The sequence below is a fragment of the Micromonospora sp. NPDC047548 genome, from assembly GCF_040642975.1.
Classification (GTDB): Bacteria; Actinomycetota; Actinomycetes; order Mycobacteriales; family Micromonosporaceae; genus Micromonospora.
This window is the reverse complement of sequence record NZ_JBEYTI010000012.1, coordinates 1-18,590: the sequence shown is the minus strand read 5'-3', so window position 1 is coordinate 18,590 and position 18,590 is coordinate 1. Positions and strand designations below refer to the sequence as shown.

Below are 18,590 nucleotides of genomic sequence, written 5' to 3'. Positions count from 1 at the left end.
TGCTCCTCCGGGTCGCTCATCGGCCCACGTGCTCGGCGACGAAGGCGGCCAGCTCGCCGGGGGTCATCGCGCCCACCCCGGCACCGGCGTCGGCGAGTCGCTGCGCCATGGCCCGGTCGTACGCCGGGTTGGCCTCCTCGTCCAGCGCGGCCAGACCGAGCACGTGGGTGCCCTGCTCGACCAGTTGCCGGACGCCCCGGACCAATTGCGCCTCGCTGCCGCCCTCGTAGAAGTCGGTGATCAGCACGAGGATGGTCCGGCGCGGGTTCTCGATCAGTTGCGCCCCGTACGCCACCGCCCGGGCGATGTCGGTGCCACCGCCGAGCTGCACCTTCATCAGCAGCTCGACCGGGTCGTCCACGGCGGCGGTGAGGTCGACGACCTCGGTGTCGAAGGCGACCAGGTGGGTCCGGACCCCGGGCAGGCCCCAGAGGCAGGCGGCGGTGACCGCGGCGTGGATCACCGAGCCGGTCATCGAGCCGGACTGGTCGACCAGCAGAATCACCTGCCACCGGTCCAGGTGCCGGCGGGTACGCGAGAAGAAGTGCGGGGTGCGCACGTGCAGTCGCCGCTCCTCCGGCCGCCAGTGCGCCAGGTTGGCGTGGATGGTGCGCCGCACGTCGAAGTTGCGGGCCTGTCGAAACCGGCTGGGCCGGCGGACCCGCGCGCCGGAGAAGGACTGCCGCACCTCGGCCGCCATCCGCTCCATCAACTGCCGGACCACCGCCTCGACGATCCGCCGGGCCAGCCGCAGCACCTCCGGGTTCATCAGGTGCTTGGTGCGCAGCACCGCCCGCAGCAGGGTCGGGCTGGGCTCCACCCGGGCCAGCACCTGCGGGTCGGTGACCACGTCGTGGATCTCGTAGCGCTCGACGGCGTCGCGTTCCAACCGCTCCACGGTCTCCCGTGGGAAGAGCCGGGTGATCTCGTCCAGCCAGTCCACGGTGGTCAACACCGACGGGCCGCTGCCGCCGCGGCGGACGTCGCGGCGGCCCAGCTCCTCGTCGCGCCCGTAGAGCCAGTCCAGCGCGGCATCCCGGGCGGCGGCCTCCGCGCCGAGGGCGCCCAGGCAGTCCTGGGCGGGCTCGCCGAGCACCAGCCGCCACCGTTCCAGGCTCGGATCGGTCATCGGAGGGCTCCTTCCTGGTCAGGGTCGGACCCGTCGGAGCGCAGTCCCTCGCGGGCGAGCAGCGCGTCGACCTCGGCGTCGAGCGCGCGGGCGCGGGCGACGAGCACCGGGTCGGCGTCGAGGCGCAGCAGCGTACGGGCCGACCGAGACGCCCCGTGCAGCTCCAGCACGTGCCGGGCGACGGCCTCCCGCTCCCGGGGCGGGAACCAGCCGAACGCCTGCCGCAGCGCCGGCAGGGCGACCAGGAAGTCGGCCGCGGTCATCGCGCCGAGCAGGCCGTCCAGCACTCCGATCAGCGTCTGGTCGCCGTCGACCACCTCCTCCCGGGCCAGCGCGAAGAGGCCTGCCAGCCAGTCACCGAGCACGGTCGGGGCGGCCACCGCCCGTACCGCGCGGACCGGATCCTCCTCCCCTCCGAGCGACCAGCCGAAGCCGAGGGCGGCGCCGCGCAGGTCGGGTGGAGCGGTCGGGTCGGCGGTGATCCGGCCCATCACCGCCAGCGCCGGCCCGGCGCCGATACCCAGCTCCGGCCCCGCGTACCGCAGCGCGTCGCGGACCGCGACCAGGGCCGCCAGCCGGCCGCGGTCGGCCGGGGCGGTGGCGGCGTGGACGCCCTCGGCGAGCCAGAGCGCGCGGTCGACCGCCGCGATGATCACGGCGGCCAGCGGTGCGGCGCCGGTGCTGCCGAGCAGCCGGTCGTGCCGCCACAGCCCCAGGGCCACGGCCAGCGCCCGGCCGAGCGCCGGCAGCTCGGTCACCGCGCCGACCGCGCCGGCGAGGGCCGCGAGGGCCCGCGCGGAGTGCTCCCGCAGACCGGCCAGGGCGGTGTCGAAGAGCAGCGTGGCAAGCCCCGGCACGTCGCCGCCGGTCAGGGTGATCCGTTCCTCGACCAGGGCGGTGGCCGCGTCGAGGACGGTCGGGCCGTACCCGCCGGCCTCGATCACCTCGGCCAGCCGGTCCGGCGCAGGCCGGGCCGACCAGCGCTCGGCGAGCACCGCCTGGGCGCCCACCATGGGGCCGCTGTCGCGGATGTGGCCGGGGACGCCCAGCAGCCGCAGCCGGTGCAGCAGCCGGCTGCGGTCGAGGTCGGCGGCGTCGGTGAGGTCCAGCTGGAGGTCGCCGTCGAGGCTGATGCCGTGCCGGTCCAGCTCGGCGTCGACGTCGTGCACCAGGGGCGGCAGCGGCGTCTGCGGGTGCAGCCGGCCGGTCCGGTCGCCGCTGAGCGCGGCCACCATCTCCACCACCGCCGGGTGGGTGCCGGCGGCGAGCCGCCCCCGGGAGGCCCACGGCAGCGGCTGATCGAGCGCGTCGGTGACCAGGGCAGAGACCAGCCCGTCCAGCACGTCGGTGCGGGCCGGGTGGGCGTGCCCGCGCAGCCGGGCCAGGCCGCCGGCCATGGTCCGGGCGGCGATCAGGTCGGCGGTGGAGACCGACTGCCGGCGCTGCCGCAGGCGGGTGGCGACCGACTCCACCAGACCGTCCGCCGCCCGCTGTGGGCCGTCCTCCCAGAGCCGCTGGTAGTAGCCGGGCGAGGGCATGCCCGACTGGTAGCCGTCGAAGGCGTCCAGCCGCTTGAACGAGTACGGCACCAGGTAGCTGCCCGCCACCGCGTCCCGGTCCGGGGCGGGCACCTCCGGCCAGCCGGCCTCGCCGGGACCGTCGGCGACCAGCCGGACCAGCGCCGGCCGGTGGAACCCACCGGTGACCACCAGTACCGGACGACCGCCGGCCCGGGCGCGTGCGGCGCGCACCCAGCGGGCCATGTACGCCTCCCGCGCCGCGTCGTCCTCCCCCGCCTCGGACTCCCCGCGCAGCAGGTCGAAGTACGCCGCCAGCCGGTGCGAGATCCCCTCGTCCGGACCGATCTCGAACAGGTGGTCCCACAGGGCGTCCACGTTGTCCACCGCCAGCGTGGCGCAGAGCCGGGCCACCGCCTCGGCGTACCGCTGGTCGGCGTCGGCGTACCGGTTGCTGCGCCGGGCGAAGGCTGGGTGCCAGGCCGGCAGGTCGATGAAGCGGACGTCCGCCCCGGCGGCCCGTCCGGCGGTCAGCGCCACCCACTCCGGCGAGTACGCGCAGAACGGGCTCCACGAGGCGTGCCGTCGGCCCGCGTCCCGGTAGGCGGTGAACACGGCGATCGGCAGTTCGTGGTCGAGCAGCAGCTCGTCCAGCCGGTCGTTGAGGTCGGCCGGCCCCTCCACCAGCACGTACGCCGGGCGAAGCCGCTCGACGGTGGCCGCCACCAGCCGGGCACACGCCGGGCTGTGGTGGCGGACCCCGAGGAAGGTGACGCCGGCCGGGTCGGTGGTCGCCATCAGCCGGGCAGCAGGTGCCGGGCGTCGTGCAACGCCCGCCACTGCGCGCCCTTGCGGCGGGACACCTGCTGCTCCAGGTAGCGGCGCAGCCGGACCAGGTCCTCCGCGTCGTCCTTGGCGGCCGTGCCCGCCAGGCAGGCGACCAGGTCGGCGGCGTCGCCCGCCTCGCCGCGCAGGAACCAACCGCGCAGCCCGACGGCGTGCGCCACCGAGACGGCCTCGGCGGTGCTCATCACCGCCGACAGCCGCTCCATCGCGTCGCCCCGCTCGGTGATCCCGCTACGCAGCTCCCGGAAGGTGGTCACCAGCACCTCCAACACGTCCCGGCGAGGTGGCACGGCGACGCCGGAGCGGCGCAGCAGCTCGCCCGCCTCCGCCTCGACCAACTCCAGCTCGGTACCGAGATCCGGGATCGGGAAGACCGTCTCGAAGTTGAACCGGCGCTTCAGTGCCGCGCTCATCTCGTTGACGCCCCGGTCCCGGGTGTTCGCGGTGGCGATCACGTTGAAGCCCTCCCGGGCGAAGACCATCGCGTCGGCGCCGGGCAGCTCGGGCACCGCGAGTACCCGGTCCGACAGCGGGGAGAGCAGGCAGTCCTGCACCTCCAGCGGACAGCGGGTGATCTCCTCGAAGCGGACCACCCTGCCCTGCGCCATGCCGCGCAGCAGCGGCGCGGGCACCAGCGCCCGCGGTGACGGGCCGTCGGCGACCAGCAGGGCGTAGTTCCACGAGTAGCGGATCTGGTCCTCGGTGGTGGCAGCGCCGCCCTGGATGGTGAGCGTCGAGTCGCTGCTGACGGCGGCGGCCAGCAGCTCGGACAGCAGCGACTTGGCGGTGCCCGGCTCACCGACCAGCATCAGCCCCCGGCTGGTGGCGAGCGCGACCAGGGCGCGGTCGATCAGCGACGGGTCGCCGACGAACTTACGGCGGATGCCGGCCGCCGGGTCGCCGAGGATGAACCGGCGGGCGGCCCGCAGACTCAGCGCCCAGCCCGGTGGGCGGGGGTCGGCATCATCGACGGCCAGCTTCGCCAGCTCGCCGGCGTAGCGCACCTCGACCGGGGGCCGCTGGGCCCGCTCCCCGGTGGGCTCGGGCGCGGTCACCGGACCACCTCCGCCAGGTCGCGCAGGATCTCGGACGCGGTGACCTCGTCGAGGTCGCCGAAGCGGACCTTGCCGCCGCGCGGGTACCAGTCGCCCTCGGGGCGGTCGTTCACCCAGACGTCCTCGATCTTCTGGTCGGGGAACATGTCGACCATGCCCACGGTGATGCCCGGGTCGATGTTGACCACGATCGCCCGGTTGCCGGGCAGTTCGCGCTCCAGCCACGGCTGGACGCCGTTGTCCTGCGCTCCGCTCCGGCGCCAGCCGCGCCGCTCCAGCCCGAGCAGCCGGCCGGTCGGGACGGCGACCCCCGCGTACCGGCTGAGCAGCCGCTCGTCCCGTTCGGTGTCGTCGAACCGGTGCACCTCCCGGCCGAGCTGGGCGAAGGGCTGGAGGATCTCGTAGTCGGCGAAGAGCTCCGCCCAGGCGGGCAGGTCCGCGCCGAGGTGCAGCGGGTGCGCGATGCCCACGCGCGCGTCGTCCGGCAGCACGTACGCCTCGTCCTCGACGTCGGCGAGACTGCGGTCCTCGGCCACCCGGAACGCGGTGCCCGGCGCGCCGGTGTCGTCGAAGGTCGCCCAGACCAGCCGGCGGACGATGTGCCAGAGCAGCGGGTGCGCCAGGAAGTACCGCCGGAAGTCGGCGGCGGCCCAGCGGCGCTGGGCCACCATCGCCGCCTCGAACCGGCGGATCTGGTCGGCGGCGAGGGTACGCACGTCCTTCTTCAACCCGACGAACCGCTGGTACGCCTCCGGCGCGAGCGCCTGGTCGTCCCGGGTGCCCGGCTTGGGCAGGTCCTTGCGGCGCGTCCCCGGCCCGTCCATCACGTACGGCTTCAGCTGCTCGTCGAAGCCGACGGTGAACCGGCGCGGGCCGTAGTCGAGGACCAGGCTGCCGTCGGCGTCCAGCCCCAGGTCGGGGACGAGCCGGTCGCCGAGCTGGTCAGCGTCCAGCCCGAGCTCGGTGGCCACCTCGGTGACCTTCTGCGCGGCCCGCTCCCGCAGGCCGCGGAACTTCACCTTCTGCGAGATCCCGTAGAGGTGCATCAGCGCCACGTCGGTGCCGATGGTGGCGAGCACGTCGAGGCCGGTGACCGCGCGGGCGTGCCCGCCCTCGCCGGGCCAGGCCCGGATCACCGGGGCGAGCCGGCGGGCGGTCGAGTCGTCGCCGATCCAGCCGAGCGCCGCCAGCACCCAGCTCTCTTTGGCGGGCGCGCCGGCGGCCTGCCAGCGCTCGAAGAGCGCCCAGCCGAACTCGGCCAGCGAGGCCGGATCACACGCCTCCCGGACCAGGGCCACACCCGGGTAGACCTCGCCCGGCTTCGAGATGGCGAGCATGGTGTACAGGTGCCGCAGCGCGTCGGCGGGCAGCGCCGCCGAGCGATCGCGCAGCAGCACCGGCGGGAGCAGCACCGGGTCCAGCCACTGCGGCAGGGCCGGGATGCGCGCCGGAAGCTGGTCCAGCGGGTCGGCGTCGAGCACGGCGACCGTGGCGGTGGCGGCCGCTTCGCCGCACGACCGGGCGACGGCGAGCACCAGCTCCCGATCGTCAATGGCGACCAGGCGCAGCGCCCGCTCGGCGGCACGCCGGGCCAGACCGGGCTCGCCGAGCGCCGCCGGCAGCAGCGCCCGCGCGGCGGTGGCCGGGTGCCGTCGGAACCAGGCCAGGGCTGCCGGTCGGGCCGACTTGAGCCGGTCCAGCCAGTCGGCCATCAGGTCGGCGACCTCGCTGGCGGCGTACGGCAGCAGCACGTCGCCGGCGCTCTGCGGGGCGCTCCGGGCGACGTGCAGGGCGGTGGGAAGCGCGGCCAGCTCGTGACGCCCGACCAGGCGGCGGGCCCAGTACTGGGCGCTCCAGGTGTCGTCCGGACGCCAGCTCGGCAGCAACGGTCGGACCAGCTCCTCGGGGGCCCGGGTGAAGAAGGCGATCGCCTCGTGGTCGCGCAGCGTCCCGGCAGCGACCTGCGGGGCGAGGTCGGCGAGGTCCTCGCCGCGTCGCCAGTACGCCAGGTACGGGTTCTCGGTGGCCGCCCACCACTCCCGCTCGCCGGGCAGCCACTGGATCGCCGCCTCGTCCGGCCGGGCCAGCCCCGGCACCACCGGCGGCGCGGTCCGCTGCCGCTTGACCAGCCAGGGCGGGCTGACCAGCACCGGGGGCAGCCGGTCGGAGTCGGCGGACGCGACGGCCGATGCCTGCTCCGCGCGGACCTGCCCCACCCGCTGCCGATGCGCCTCGTCGAGCAGCGGCAGCGCGGCCTCGACCGCCGCCGGGTTGGTCATCACGTGCCCGCGCAGCAGGGTGGCCGCCTCCCGGGCTGCCGCGGTACGGCCCTGCGCCGCATCGGCGAGGAGGCGCACCCCACGCACCGGGAAGCGCCGGAGCATGTCCAGCACGGCGGCCTGGACGTACTTCCGGTCGAGGCGGTCGAGCAGCAGCCGCATCGCCTCGTCGGTGGGGAAGGCGGCGAGCAGCGCCACCAGCCGCTGCCGGCCGGCCGCGTCGAGGTACTCCTCGTCGAACCATTCGGCCAGCAGCGGGGCGAGCGCCGGGCCGACGGTGGCCGCGCCGGCGGTGACCGAGGCCGGGTCGTGCATGACGGACCAGAAGGCTAGGTGGCCGGCCATCCGGGCGAACCGCTCGGCGGTGTCGGCGGAGAGCATCATCAGCTCGGCCAGCGGCGGCTCGGCGACCCGGTCGACGTCCGTCACGTCCTGGGCCAGCCAGGCGGTCTCGGTGGGCAGCAGGAAGGAGGTGACGACCCGGACCGGCAGCGCGGCGTCCCGGTAGTCGGCCAGGGCGGCGCGAGCGGCGGCGTACTCCTCGTCGGTGGCGACGGCGAGGTGGGCCCGGACCCGGCGCAGGACGGCCACTCGGCCCTCGCGGTAGTCCCAGTCGGCACGGTCACCTTCGGTGAGGGTGAGCACGCAGGTGCGACCGGCCCAGCTGTCCCGGGCGCTGAGCCGCGCCGACTCGACCAGGCCGCAGGCCGCGCCGACCACCCCGTCCGTCGCCACCAGCAGGTCGCCCAGGGTCCGGGCCCGATCGGTGTCCCGCCAGCCGATCTCGTGCGTCACCGCGACCACCAGCGCGCCGGCGCCCAGCGGCGTCCGGTCGCCGGCCCGCCAGGCCCGCAGCGCGTCGACCACCTCGGGGTCGCCGCCGTTGCCGATCAGCCGGTCGATGCCATCGCGCAGCGACTCCAGCAGTTCCTCGCCGGCCCGGCGGGCCTTCGCTCCGGTCGGCAGGGCCGGACCGGGCGCGCCACCGCGTCGGGGCACGAGCGAACGCCGCCACCCCACGGGCACCACGAAGGTCTCCTCGTCCGGCAGTGGGGCACCGGTGGCGGCGACCGAGCTCGCGCCGGATGCCTCCGCCGGCTCCCCGACGGTGGCGGACACGGCCGGCGCGGCGATCGAGGCAGACGCGGCCGGCGCCGCCGGCGTTCCGGTGGCGCTGGCGGATTCGACGTACCCCTTGCGGAGCTTCTCCGCGATCAGCCGGTCGACGTGCGCGGTGGCCTCGGCGTCGGAGCCGAACTCCTTGACCTGGCTCCGCCCCTGCATCCCGATCCGTCCATACTCGACGGTCACTATCGCGCCGGCCCGGTCCACCTGCCAGAACTTCGCCGCGCTGCCGCTGGTGTAGTCGAATCTGCGCACGCCGTCTCCTTGATCACCCGCAGTGTGCGGGGACCATAACCGGGCCCACCGACAACGCGGCGGGGGCGGTCAGGCGGCCAGCCAGATACCGATCGCCATCAGCGGCGCCGCGACGAACAGGAAGATGCCCACGCCGGTGAGGACCCGCCCGCCACCGGCATCCTCCCGCTCCGGCGGGATGCCGAAAATTGTCCGCGCCTCCATCGTGCCGAACCGGCTCAGGGTGAGGTCACCGGTCACCGCCAGCAGCGCGCCGAGAATCATGAGGAGGAGGCCGAAGCGCTGGGTGAAGTCACCGCCCTTGGCGGCGAGCCAGATCGCCGCGGCGAGCGCGGCCAACCCCACCGCGATGACGATCAGCACCAGCGCCTCGCGCAGTCCCCTGACCACGGTCATCCGAATCCGCCTCCCCGTCGCGCCCCGTCGGCGCGGAACCGGAGACACATTCTTGCCGGCCGATCGGGCCGGCGCTGCCCCGTATCGGACATTCACGGAACGTCACGGGCACGGCGGGTGCCGCTCGGGGACCGGGAACACCACGACCGGGCGGACCAGAGGTCCGCCCGGTCGGGCGCCGCCCGCGTTATCCGTTCTATCGCTGCATCCGGGCCATGAGCATCTGCTTGCCCTGATCACCCGCCTTGCGATTGTTGTTCTGCACCGCGCGGAACCAGTCGGCGAGCTCGGTATCGCCCTGGGCGTCCGCATCGGCGATGTACGTCTCAAGCTGCCAGACGTGCTGCAGCGACATCTGCAACGCGTGGATCAGGTCGTAGTCCTTGTCCTTCACCGGGCTGGTCGATCCCTTGACCATGGTCGCCACGGCGCACCTCCCCGTCTCGGCTTCTTGTGGTCCCAGCGGTTACCCGCCCTCATCGGGTTCACGCACGCGCCGCACGGATCTGCCGGAGCAGCCGTGGGGCAGCCCGCACGGTTACCACCGCGTTCCCGGGTAGGCATCGGCCTAGGCGGAACTGGCAGCCTTCTGGATCGTCCGGCACGGCGAGAGCACGGCCAACGTCGCCACCGTATGACGGATGCTGACCAACCGAACGGATGTGTGTAACGCCACACAAGCCTCCTACGCTGTTGGTTCGGAAGCGGGCGCCCCGCCCGCTTCCCGCCGGCCGCTCCCCGCCAGGGGGCGCAACCCGGCTGGAAACAGCCCCTGGGAGTCTGTGTGAAGAACCTCCGTCGAAAGACACTGGCTGCCGCGTCCGCCGTGACGCTCGGTGTCGGCCTCGCCGTCGCCGGTGGGCTGGCCCCGGCGGCATCGGCCGCCGGGCCGGACACCACGTTCCTGGTCCTGGCCCCGCAGGGCGCCTCGACCGGGAAGGCGGCAGCCCGCGTGGCCGCGGCCAAGGGCACCGTGGTGGCCACGTACGACCAGATCGGCGTGCTCGTCGTCCGCTCGACCAACCCCAGCTTCGCCACCGACGTGGCGGGCGCGGGCGTCGAGTCGGTGGCGTCCACCGCCGGCCTGGGCACCGCTCTCGAAGAGAGCGAGACCGTCGAGGTCTCCGCGGCCGAGGCGGCGAACATCACCGCCGACCCGACCAAGGAACCCATGTTCGGTCAACAGTGGGACATGCCGATGATCGGCCTCCCGCAGGCCCACGCCGTCAACGCCGGCAGCGCCGACGTGGTGGTGGGCGTGCTGGACAGTGGCATCTCCTCCAGCCACGAGGATCTGAAGGACCAGATCGCCAAGGACAAGAGCACGTCCTGCATCGGTGGGGTCACCGACACCACCGAGGCGGCCTGGAACCCGACCACCTCCGACCACGGCACCCACGTGGCCGGCACCATCGCCGCCGCCGTCAACGGCAAGGGCGTGGCCGGCATCGCGCCGGGCGTCAAGCTCGCCGCGGTGAAGGTGGTCGACGACGGCGGCTCCATCTTCCCGGAGGCCGCGGTCTGCGGGTTCATGTGGGCCGCCGAGCACGGCATGCAGCTGACCAACAACAGCTACTACATCGACCCGTGGGAGCTGAACTGCCGCAACGACGCGCGCCAGCGTCCGGTGTGGCAGGCGGTCCAGCGGGCCATCCGTTACTCGTCGAGCAAGGGCGTGCTCAACGTGGCGTCCGCGGGTAACTCGAACTACGATCTCGCGCACAAGATCACCGACGACGGCAGCCCGAACAACGGGACGCCCGAGACGCGCGAGAACCTCACCAACGCCTGCCTCGACCTGCCTGCCGAGGCGCCGGGCGTGGTGACCGTCGGGGCGGTCGGCCCGACCGGGGCGAAGAGCTACTACTCCTCGTACGGCCAGGGTGTCATCGACGTGACGGCGCCGGGTGGCGACACCCGCTTCCGCACGCAGGGTGCGAAGTCGACCATCACCGACGGGATTCTGTCGACCACCTTCAACACGGCGACGAAGACCAACGGCTACGGCTACAAGCAGGGCACCTCGATGTCCGGCCCGCACGTGACCGGCGTCGCGGCGCTGGCCGTCTCGGCGCACCCGGGCATGACCGCGGGTCAGCTGGCGTCGTTCCTGGAGCGTACGGCGGTGGCGCAGTCCTGCCCGGGCGGCGTCTACAACCCGGTGCCGAACTGGCCGACGCCGGTGCCGCCGAACGAGCTGCCGCGCAACATCGGCCCGTCGTACTGCTCCGGTGGTGAGCGGAACGGCTTCTACGGTGCTGGCATGGTCAACGCGTACAACGTGGTGAAGTAGCAGCACGCACGACCAGTGGTGGGGCCCGGCGGAACATCGCCGGGCCCCACCCGTTTCGCGGTCTTGACGACCCGTCAGGCGCTGGCGCCGGCGTAGGAGCGCAGGGCACGCCGCCAGGCCAGGCTGGCCAGCAGCACCGCGCCGGCCGCCACCACCGGGGCCAGCAGCAGCAGATAGGCGTCGAGCCGGCCCAGCAGCGCCGCAGCCGGGTAGGTGGTGAGGAAGGCCACCGGCACGACCGTCAGAAGGGCCTGCGCCGGATTGCGGTACAGGTCCACCGGGAAGCGGGACAACTCGACGAAGGCGAACGAGACCTCGCCCAGCTCCTCGGCGCCCATCAGCACCACGGCGAGCGCCATCAGTGCCACGGTCAGCGCGTACATCAGCAGCATGGCGCAGGCCAGCAGCAGCACGAACGCCGCCAGCGCGGCCGCCGACACGCCGCGGCCGGACAGGACAACCCCGACGGTGGACAGGGCCAGGCCCAGCACCGGGTCCAGCAGGTTACTCACGTTCAGGTGCCGCAGGCTCACCAGCAACTGGGCGTCGAACGGCTTCGTGAGCAGGAAATCGAGGGTGCCCCGGCGCACGTACTCGGTCATCCGCTCCAGGTTGGGTTGCAGCAGCACCTGACGCAGGCCGTTGAGGGCGAAGAACAGGCCGATGACGACGAGCACCTCGGCGTGTGTCCAGCCGGCCACGGCCCCGGTGAACCGGAAGTAGACCGACGCGCCGACCGCCGCCCACACCAACCAGAACGCGCTGAGCGCGACGTTGGAGACGAAGTTGAACCGGTACTCCAACTCAGCGGAGACCGCCGCCCGCCAGCAGATCTTCAGGACGCGCGCCTGCCTCGTCCATCGGCTCATCCGGCCACCGCCTGGTAGCGGCGCACGCCGTGCCGCCACAGCACCCGGTACAGCAGGGCGAACGCGGCCAGCCAACCGAGCCCGACGGCGAAGCCGTACGCGGTCTGCCGCGCGTCGAGGCGGCCCATCAGCAGCTCCACCGGGAAGCCCATCGCGGTGCGAAACGGCAGCACCAGTCCGGCCGTGCGCAGCCAGTCCGGCATCAGCGCCAGGGGCGCCACCCATCCGGAGGCGAACGAGCCCAGGCCCCACCACAGCAGCCAGGCGTTGGACGTCTGGGTGCTCCAGAACCCGATCAGCGCGAATGTCGACGCCATCAGCAGACTCACCGCGTACGCCAGCACGAACGCGGCGGCGACGGCGACAAGCTGGACCGGGCCGACAGGGTAGTCCAGGCCCGGCACCAGCAGCGCGGCGAGCAGCAGGGCCGGCGACAACACCGACAGGAACGCCAGGCGGTGGCCGAGGTCGGCGGTGGCGTACTGGTGGAAGGGATGCACCGGGCGCAACAGCCGCACGGACAGGTCGCCGCTGCGCATGTCCGCGTCCCACCGCCACACGACGCCGTCGCCCGTGAGGTTCCACAGCAGCGTCGCCGCCGCGTAGTAGGACAGGAAGTCGCCGGTGCTCCAGCCCGCCGGCGGCCCGCCCTCGGCGACGACGGTGAGCCACACCGCCATCGTCAGCAACGGGAAGAAGCTGGTGACCGCCGACAGCAGCATCCGGCCCCGGTAGGTCGCCGCCACCAGCGCCGTGCTGCGCACCAGCGCGGGGTACGCGGTGAGGACGTCACGCATGGGCGAAGACCGCCCGGACGATGTCCTCCACCGGCGGGTCCTCGATCGCGACGTCCTCGACGGGCAGCGTGGTCAGCAGCCGGGCCGCGACCGCGGCCGTCTCGGCGCGCGGCACGGTCAGGGTGACCACGGCTCCGTCGATCGAGGACACCTCGCCGAGGCCGAGCCAGGTCTGCGCCGGCACCGCCTCGCGCAGGGTGACCCGGACCAGCCGGTGCGGCGAGTGGGCCTCGACCAGCGCGGCGAGGTCGCCGTCGAAGCGCAGCATGCCGCGGTCGATGACCAGCACCCGGCGGGCCAGCGCCGTCACGTCGCCCATGTAGTGGCTGGTGAGCAGCACGGTCGCGCCGTGCCGGGTGTTGTAATCGCGCAGGAACGCCCGCACCGCCGCCTGGCCGTTGACGTCCAGGCCGAGCGTGGGCTCGTCGAGGAAGAGCACGTCCGGCCGGTGCAGCAGCGCGCCGGCCAGCTCGCACCGCATCCGCTCGCCGAGGCTGAGCACCCGGACCTGCTTGTTCAGGAGCGGTTCGAGGTCCAGCAGGGTGACCAGTTCGTCGAGCGCCGACCGGTACGGGCCCTCTGCGAGGCCGTAGATCCCCCGGTTGACCTCGAACGCGTCGGCGGCGGGCAGGTCCCAGAACAGGGAGTTGCGCTGGCCCATGACCAGCGAGATCCGGCGCAGGAACGCGGGCTCCCGGCGGTGTGGGACGTGCCCGAGCACCCGTACGGTGCCGGCGGTGGGATGCAGCAGGCCGGTCAGGCACTTCAGCGTGGTCGTCTTGCCGGCGCCGTTCGGGCCGAGAAAGCCGACGATCTCGCCCTCGGAGATGGTGAAGCCGACCCCGCCGACCGCGCGCACGGTGACGTGCTCACGCCGGACGAGAGAGCGCAGTGAAGCGCGCAGCCCGGGTTGCCGCTGGTGCACGCGGAAATGCTTGGCCAGGTCGCGCACCTCGATCATCCGGTGACCCTAGCGGTGGGCACACGTCGATCGATACGCATTTTCCCCTCCCCATGACCACTGAGCGCTCCCCCACGCCACCCGGGGGCGCCACGGGTCACCAGGCGGTCGGTGGCACGCCGTCCGGCGCCGGCAGGATCCGCCGCACCCGCCCCGGGGGTACGCTCCGCCGCCGCCACTCCCGCGGGTAGCCCACCGAGGCCTCCTCGAAGCGGACCCCGTCGTGCCAGGTGGTGCGGGGGATGTGCAGGTGCCCGTAGACCACGGCGGCGGCGTCGAAGCGGCGGTGCCAGTCGGCGGTGGCTTCAGTGCCGCACCACTGGGCGAAGATCGGGTAGCGCAGCACCCGGGTCGGCTCCCGCACCAGCGGCCAGTGGTTGACCAGCACGGTCGGCAGGGCCGGATCCCGCTCGGCGAGGCGGCGGGCGGTCTCGGCGATCCGCGCCGCGCACCAGTCCTGCCGGCTCGGGTACGGGTCGGGGTGCAGCAGGAACTCGTCGGTGCAGACGATCCCCGTCCTGTACGCCTCGGCCAGCGCGGCCTCGCGGGTGTCGAAGCCCTCCGGGCGCCAGCTGTAGTCGTAGAGCAGGAACAGCGGCGCCACCAGCACCGGGCCGCCCGGGCCGCGCCACACCGGGTACGGATCCTCCGGGGTGAGCACGCCCAGCGCCCGGCACCGTTGCACCAGGTGCTGGTAGCGGGCCACGCCCCGCAGGGTGACCGGGTCGCCCTGCGGGGTCCACAGCTCGTGGTTGCCCGGTGCCCACACCACCGTGTCGAACCGCTCGGCCAGCAGGCCCAGCGCCCACTCGATGTCGGCGGCCGTGTCGCCCACGTCCCCGGCGACGATCAGCCAGTCCCGGGGCGAGGACGGGCGCAGCGCCTCGACCAGCGCCCGGTTCTCCGCGTACCCGACGTGCAGGTCGCTGATGGCGACCAGGCTGCCGTCGGCGTCCTCCCCCAGCATCCGCCGATCGTACGCAGACCCGCGCCGCGCAGTGGGGCACGCGTGACGGCAGAAATCAGTCGGCCGAGCCGGTGCTCTGCCCGGACCCGGCCGCCCAACCACCCGGCCGACGGCGAGGTCGGGCGGGTCCCGGGACGACGACCCGGTAGGATCTCCCCGGGCCGTGACTGGCGCGTGGGGATGGAGCACCATCGGGAAGCGGTCCCGTCATGAGGACGCACGCCGAGCGCCTGGGCCTTCCGCACGCATCTGGAGGTCGCATGTCGCTGAACGCCGAATCCACCGCATTCCGTAGCGCGCTCGAGGTGATCCGCGCCGTCGAGCCCCGGGTGGCCGACGCCATCGGCGCCGAGCTGGCCGACCAGCGCGAGTCGCTCAAGCTCATCGCCAGCGAGAACTACGCCTCCCCGGCCACCCTGCTGGCCATGGGCAACTGGTTCAGCGACAAGTACGCCGAGGGGACCATCGGCCGCCGCTTCTACGCCGGCTGCCAGAACGTCGACACCGTCGAGGCGCTCGCCGCCGAGCACGCCCGGGAGCTGTTCGGCGCCACCCACGCGTACGTGCAGCCGCACTCCGGCATCGACGCCAACCTGGTCGCGTTCTGGGCGATCCTGGCCGATCGGGTCGAGTCCCCGGCCCTGAAGAAGGCCCAGGTACGCCAGGTCAACGACCTCACCGAGGCGGACTGGTTCGAGCTGCGCCGGGAGCTGGGCAACCAGCGGATGCTCGGCATGTCGCTGGACGCCGGCGGCCACCTCACCCACGGCTTCCGGCCGAACATCTCCGGCAAGATGTTCGACCAGCGCAGCTACGGCACCGACCCGGCCACCGGCCTGATCGACTACGACCAGGTCGCCGAGGCGGCCCGGGAGTTCAAGCCGCTGATCCTGGTCGCCGGCTACTCGGCGTACCCGCGGAAGGTCAACTTCCGGATCATGCGGGAGATCGCCGACTCGGTCGGCGCCACCTTCATGGTCGACATGGCGCACTTCGCCGGCCTGGTCGCGGGCAAGGTCTTCACCGGCGACTTCGACCCGGTGCCACACGCGCACATCGTCACCACCACCACCCACAAGTCGCTGCGCGGCCCGCGCGGCGGCATGGTGCTCTGCGGCCCGGAGCTGGCCGACCAGGTGGACCGGGGCTGCCCGATGGTGCTCGGCGGTCCGCTGCCGCACGTGATGGCCGCCAAGGCGGTCGCGCTGGCCGAGGCCCGCCGCCCCGACTTCGCCGACTACGCGTCCCGCATCGTCGACAACGCCCAGGCGCTCGCCGAGGGCCTGCTGCGCCGGGGTACGAAGCTGGTCACCGGCGGCACCGACAACCACCTGGTGCTGCTCGACGTCTCCGGCTACGGGCTGACCGGGCGGCAGGCCGAGCAGGCGCTGCTGGACTCGGGCATCGTCACCAACCGCAACTCGGTCCCGCAGGACCCGAACGGCGCCTGGTACACCTCGGGCATCCGGATCGGCACCCCGGCGTTGACCAGCCGGGGCCTCGGCACGGCGGAGATGGACCAGACCGCCGAGCTGATCCACACCGTGCTCAGCCAGACGCAGGCCGGCGCCAACGCCGACGGCACCCCGTCCAAGGCCAAGTACGTCCTCGACCCGGCGCTGGCCGACAAGATCGGCAAGCAGGCGAGCGAGCTGCTCACCGGCTTCCCCCTCTACCCCGCCGTCGACCTGGGCTGACCCCGCGTGCGTGGGCCGGCGCGGCGCGCCGGCCCACCGCCGCTCGGCCCGCCATCCCCGCGTCCGCCGGTGATCAGGACCCTCTCGTCCGGAATTCTCGGCGAGCCGGTCGGATCGGGTGCCGTCCGAGGTCATCCGGCCTGCTGAGGCTCGTCTCAGCCCGGTATGGCTGGCACGGTTGCTGTACTTCGCTGCTGTACTGCTGGCGTCGACCGGTCGGCCACCCTGGTCCAGCCGAGGAATCGGCGGTGCAACACGCCGGCCGGCGTCCAGGGCATGTCCTCGGCGGCCTGGACGAGGTAGGAGCCGAGGTAGAGGGCCAGCGACACCGGCGCGTCGGCATACTCCGCCCGTAACTCCCGCTTCCGCGTGGGGCAGGGCCAGGGCAGGCCGCAGCCTCCGCAGCTCCAGATCGGCATGACCGGGCCGTGGGTGGTCACCGCACACCGCCGAGGAACCGGGCGGTGATCGTTCGGGCCTGCCGGCTGGTCGCCCAGTCCACCTGCCAGCACGGGTACGGCGCCAGCCGCGACCACCAGGCGCGGCAGCCGGCGCACATGCCATCGAGCCCTCGGACGTGTACGGCCAGGATCGCCTGTTCCTGGTCGTCTTTCACTGCGCCTCCTCGCCCGGCCAGTGGCCACGGTTGATAGGGATGCGGTGCCGGGCATGGCAGGGCAGGTCAGCTCCACAGCGGCAGATCTGCCGCCACTTTCGCCAGGACCAGACCGGCCGGTGCCGGCGAGCCAGGGTGAGGGCGACAGCGACCAGGTACTCCTCGTACGAGACGCGTTGCACCTGCTCCCCCTCGTCAGTCACGAGGGCGTCTGTCGTGCCCCCGAATTGAGAGGGACGCGGCGGCCAGGCGATACCGCACCGCCCGCCGCATCCCGTGAGGAGGAAGATACGGAGCGTTGCCGCAGAGAACGGGTAAGGTTCCTACCCCTAGATCACGAGACGAGGCCGACCTTCAGCGCGAGGTCATGCACGTCGTTCCGCACGGAACGCGGCCCGTCGAGCAGGTCCAGGGTGATCTGGCGCGCGTGGCCGTTGAAGCGAATCGTCTCCGGTGCCGACTCGTACGCCTGACGGAGAGTCCCAACGGTGGCTTCGTTGTCGCCCTTGCCGTAGTGGCCGCGGGCCACCTCGATCAGGTGCCGAGCGCGACGCGGCCTCGACGGGATGGCTCCCGGGTCAAGGCGCTTGGCCTGTCGCACCGCCTCACCGGACTTCTGCAACTCGACAGCCACGGTCACGGCGTGGGCGCCCATGATGACCCGCGAGAACGACGTCTGCGGCTGGTAGAAGCCCTGCGGCAGACCCTGCGCCACCCGATCCGCGCGGTCCCAGTACCGCCAGGCGCGGCCCTCCTCACCGGCGCGGGCGGCGGTATAGGCGGCTTCGAAGTTCAATGCTCCCCAGAGAGCGAGGAGGTTCGGTGTCGCGTCGGCCATCTGCGCTTCCAGTGCCGAAACGACGTCGAGGGTCACCGTCATGGCAGTGTCCCAGTCCCCAGCATCCCGATGAACCTGACACAGGAACCACCCGGCGCAGGCCAGCGCCTGGGGATCTCCCGACTCTTGGGCAGCCACCATCGCCCGGTCGGCGACGCGCCACAGCAACTCGGCAGCGGGCTGGTAGGCAAGGAACATCTGCGCCAACCCGAGCACCTCGGCCAGCAGGGCATGCGCCTGTCGACGCTCGTCACCCTCGTACATCAACGCCGCGCGTTGGGCGTCCCGAACCAGGCCCGGGAGCAGAGCGCCGAGCACCGTGCGATGGTCCGAAGCCTGATGACGTGCCCGCCAGGCTGCGGCAAGACGTCCCCTGATCTGCGGCAACGGCTGGGGGCGCCGTCATCGGACAACGGGAATCGATTCACGGCGTCACGGACCGAAGCCAGTGCAGGATGCTCCGGCCCGTTGACGACGGCAGACCGGTCGCTCAACTCCCCGACCAGGGCGGACACGTCGACCTTGAGGGCACGGGCGATCCGATCCAACATGTGGACTCGCGGCGGAAGGATGCGATCGGTCTCCACGGCCTTAACCCACTCGGCGCTACGACCGACCAACCCACCAAGCACAGCACGGGTCTTGCCCGAACGCTCACGGTAGACCTTCAAACGTTGTCCGAAGGTCAACTCTGGCATGGAGTCCATCCCGAACCTCCCTGTAGCGCGGGATGCATGGCCGGGCCTGCCGGCCGCCGTCGTGACCACGGTACTCACCGTCAACCCAGCTGGTAACCCGGTGAGCTCAACGAACGGCCGCAGGTCGCTTGCCCTGGAAGCAAGTCACGACATCTCGTGCTAGCGGACGCTGGAAAATCCTTGTTGGCGGACAGTTGAGTCCCTGCTCGCGGACAGCAGAAATCCTGTTGGGCGGTCAGGTGATCTCCGTCT

The 18,590-nt window shown here is 72.9% G+C and carries 13 protein-coding genes, 2 pseudogenes and 1 riboswitch; of the genes and pseudogenes, 2 read left to right on the top strand and 13 right to left on the bottom strand.

Annotated elements, in window-relative coordinates; genetic code table 11:
* Nucleotides 1-16: 16 nt before the first annotated feature.
* From ABZ807_RS14935 to ABZ807_RS14910, 6 genes are all read right to left on the bottom strand, one after another.
* On the bottom strand, nt 17-1,129 hold the full coding sequence (locus ABZ807_RS14935) for a VWA domain-containing protein (RefSeq protein WP_357156920.1): 1,113 nt from the start codon (nt 1,127-1,129) through the stop codon (nt 17-19).
* Nucleotides 1,126-3,444 carry a DUF5682 family protein gene (locus tag ABZ807_RS14930; RefSeq protein ID WP_357156917.1) on the bottom strand — a complete coding sequence of 773 codons (2,319 nt, stop codon included), beginning with the start codon at nt 3,442-3,444 and terminating at the stop codon, nt 1,126-1,128. Before ABZ807_RS14930 ends, ABZ807_RS14935 begins: the two co-directional genes overlap by 4 nt.
* Entirely contained in the window at nt 3,444-4,547 is a 1,104-nt protein-coding gene (locus ABZ807_RS14925; RefSeq protein ID WP_357156914.1) for an AAA family ATPase, read from the bottom strand. The genes ABZ807_RS14930 and ABZ807_RS14925 overlap by 1 nt, the downstream gene beginning before the upstream one ends.
* On the bottom strand, nt 4,544-8,206 hold the full coding sequence (locus ABZ807_RS14920) for a DUF4132 domain-containing protein (RefSeq protein ID WP_357156911.1): 3,663 nt from the start codon (nt 8,204-8,206) through the stop codon (nt 4,544-4,546). Before ABZ807_RS14920 ends, ABZ807_RS14925 begins: the two co-directional genes overlap by 4 nt.
* A 69-nt stretch (nt 8,207-8,275) precedes the next feature.
* On the bottom strand, nt 8,276-8,602 hold the full coding sequence (locus tag ABZ807_RS14915) for a hypothetical protein (protein WP_357156908.1): 327 nt from the start codon (nt 8,600-8,602) through the stop codon (nt 8,276-8,278).
* Nucleotides 8,603-8,798: 196 nt separating this feature from the next.
* Nucleotides 8,799-9,020, bottom strand: a complete 222-nt coding sequence (locus ABZ807_RS14910; protein WP_357157376.1) for a hypothetical protein — start codon at nt 9,018-9,020, stop codon at nt 8,799-8,801.
* A gap of 366 nt (nt 9,021-9,386) precedes the next feature.
* Between ABZ807_RS14910 and ABZ807_RS14905 the strand changes: the two genes are divergently transcribed.
* Complete coding sequence (locus tag ABZ807_RS14905) at nt 9,387-10,895, top strand: S8 family serine peptidase (RefSeq protein WP_357156905.1); 1,509 nt, start codon at nt 9,387-9,389, stop codon at nt 10,893-10,895.
* 74 nt (nt 10,896-10,969) lie between these two features.
* On the opposite strand, the gene ABZ807_RS14900 is transcribed toward ABZ807_RS14905, so the two are convergent.
* The 4 genes from ABZ807_RS14900 to ABZ807_RS14885 all read right to left on the bottom strand — a co-directional run bounded on the left by ABZ807_RS14900 (nt 10,970) and on the right by ABZ807_RS14885 (nt 14,489).
* Complete coding sequence (locus ABZ807_RS14900; RefSeq protein ID WP_357156902.1) at nt 10,970-11,764, bottom strand: ABC-2 family transporter protein; 795 nt, start codon at nt 11,762-11,764, stop codon at nt 10,970-10,972.
* A complete protein-coding gene (locus ABZ807_RS14895) occupies nt 11,761-12,561 on the bottom strand; it encodes an ABC-2 family transporter protein (protein WP_357156899.1) in 801 nt (266 codons plus the stop codon). The genes ABZ807_RS14900 and ABZ807_RS14895 overlap by 4 nt, the downstream gene beginning before the upstream one ends.
* Nucleotides 12,554-13,522 carry an ATP-binding cassette domain-containing protein gene (locus ABZ807_RS14890; protein WP_357156896.1) on the bottom strand — a complete coding sequence of 323 codons (969 nt, stop codon included), beginning with the start codon at nt 13,520-13,522 and terminating at the stop codon, nt 12,554-12,556. Before ABZ807_RS14890 ends, ABZ807_RS14895 begins: the two co-directional genes overlap by 8 nt.
* A 97-nt stretch (nt 13,523-13,619) precedes the next feature.
* Entirely contained in the window at nt 13,620-14,489 is an 870-nt protein-coding gene (locus ABZ807_RS14885) for a metallophosphoesterase (protein ID WP_357156893.1), read from the bottom strand.
* Nucleotides 14,490-14,642: 153 nt separating this feature from the next.
* Nucleotides 14,643-14,732, top strand: a riboswitch (ZMP/ZTP riboswitch).
* 17 nt (nt 14,733-14,749) lie between these two features.
* Here ABZ807_RS14885 and ABZ807_RS14880 point away from each other — a divergent pair.
* Nucleotides 14,750-16,186 carry a glycine hydroxymethyltransferase gene (locus tag ABZ807_RS14880; RefSeq protein ID WP_357156890.1) on the top strand — a complete coding sequence of 479 codons (1,437 nt, stop codon included), beginning with the start codon at nt 14,750-14,752 and terminating at the stop codon, nt 16,184-16,186.
* A gap of 155 nt (nt 16,187-16,341) precedes the next feature.
* On the opposite strand, the gene ABZ807_RS14875 is transcribed toward ABZ807_RS14880, so the two are convergent.
* From ABZ807_RS14875 to ABZ807_RS14865, 3 genes and pseudogenes are all read right to left on the bottom strand, one after another.
* A complete protein-coding gene (locus tag ABZ807_RS14875) occupies nt 16,342-16,626 on the bottom strand; it encodes a hypothetical protein (protein WP_357156887.1) in 285 nt (94 codons plus the stop codon).
* Nucleotides 16,623-16,937, bottom strand: a pseudogene (locus ABZ807_RS14870) (hypothetical protein); the annotation flags it as partial. The gene ABZ807_RS14875 and the pseudogene ABZ807_RS14870, both read right to left, overlap by 4 nt.
* Nucleotides 16,938-17,136: 199 nt before the next feature.
* Nucleotides 17,137-18,347 (bottom strand): annotated as a pseudogene (locus tag ABZ807_RS14865) (helix-turn-helix transcriptional regulator).
* Nucleotides 18,348-18,590: the final 243 nt, after the last annotated feature.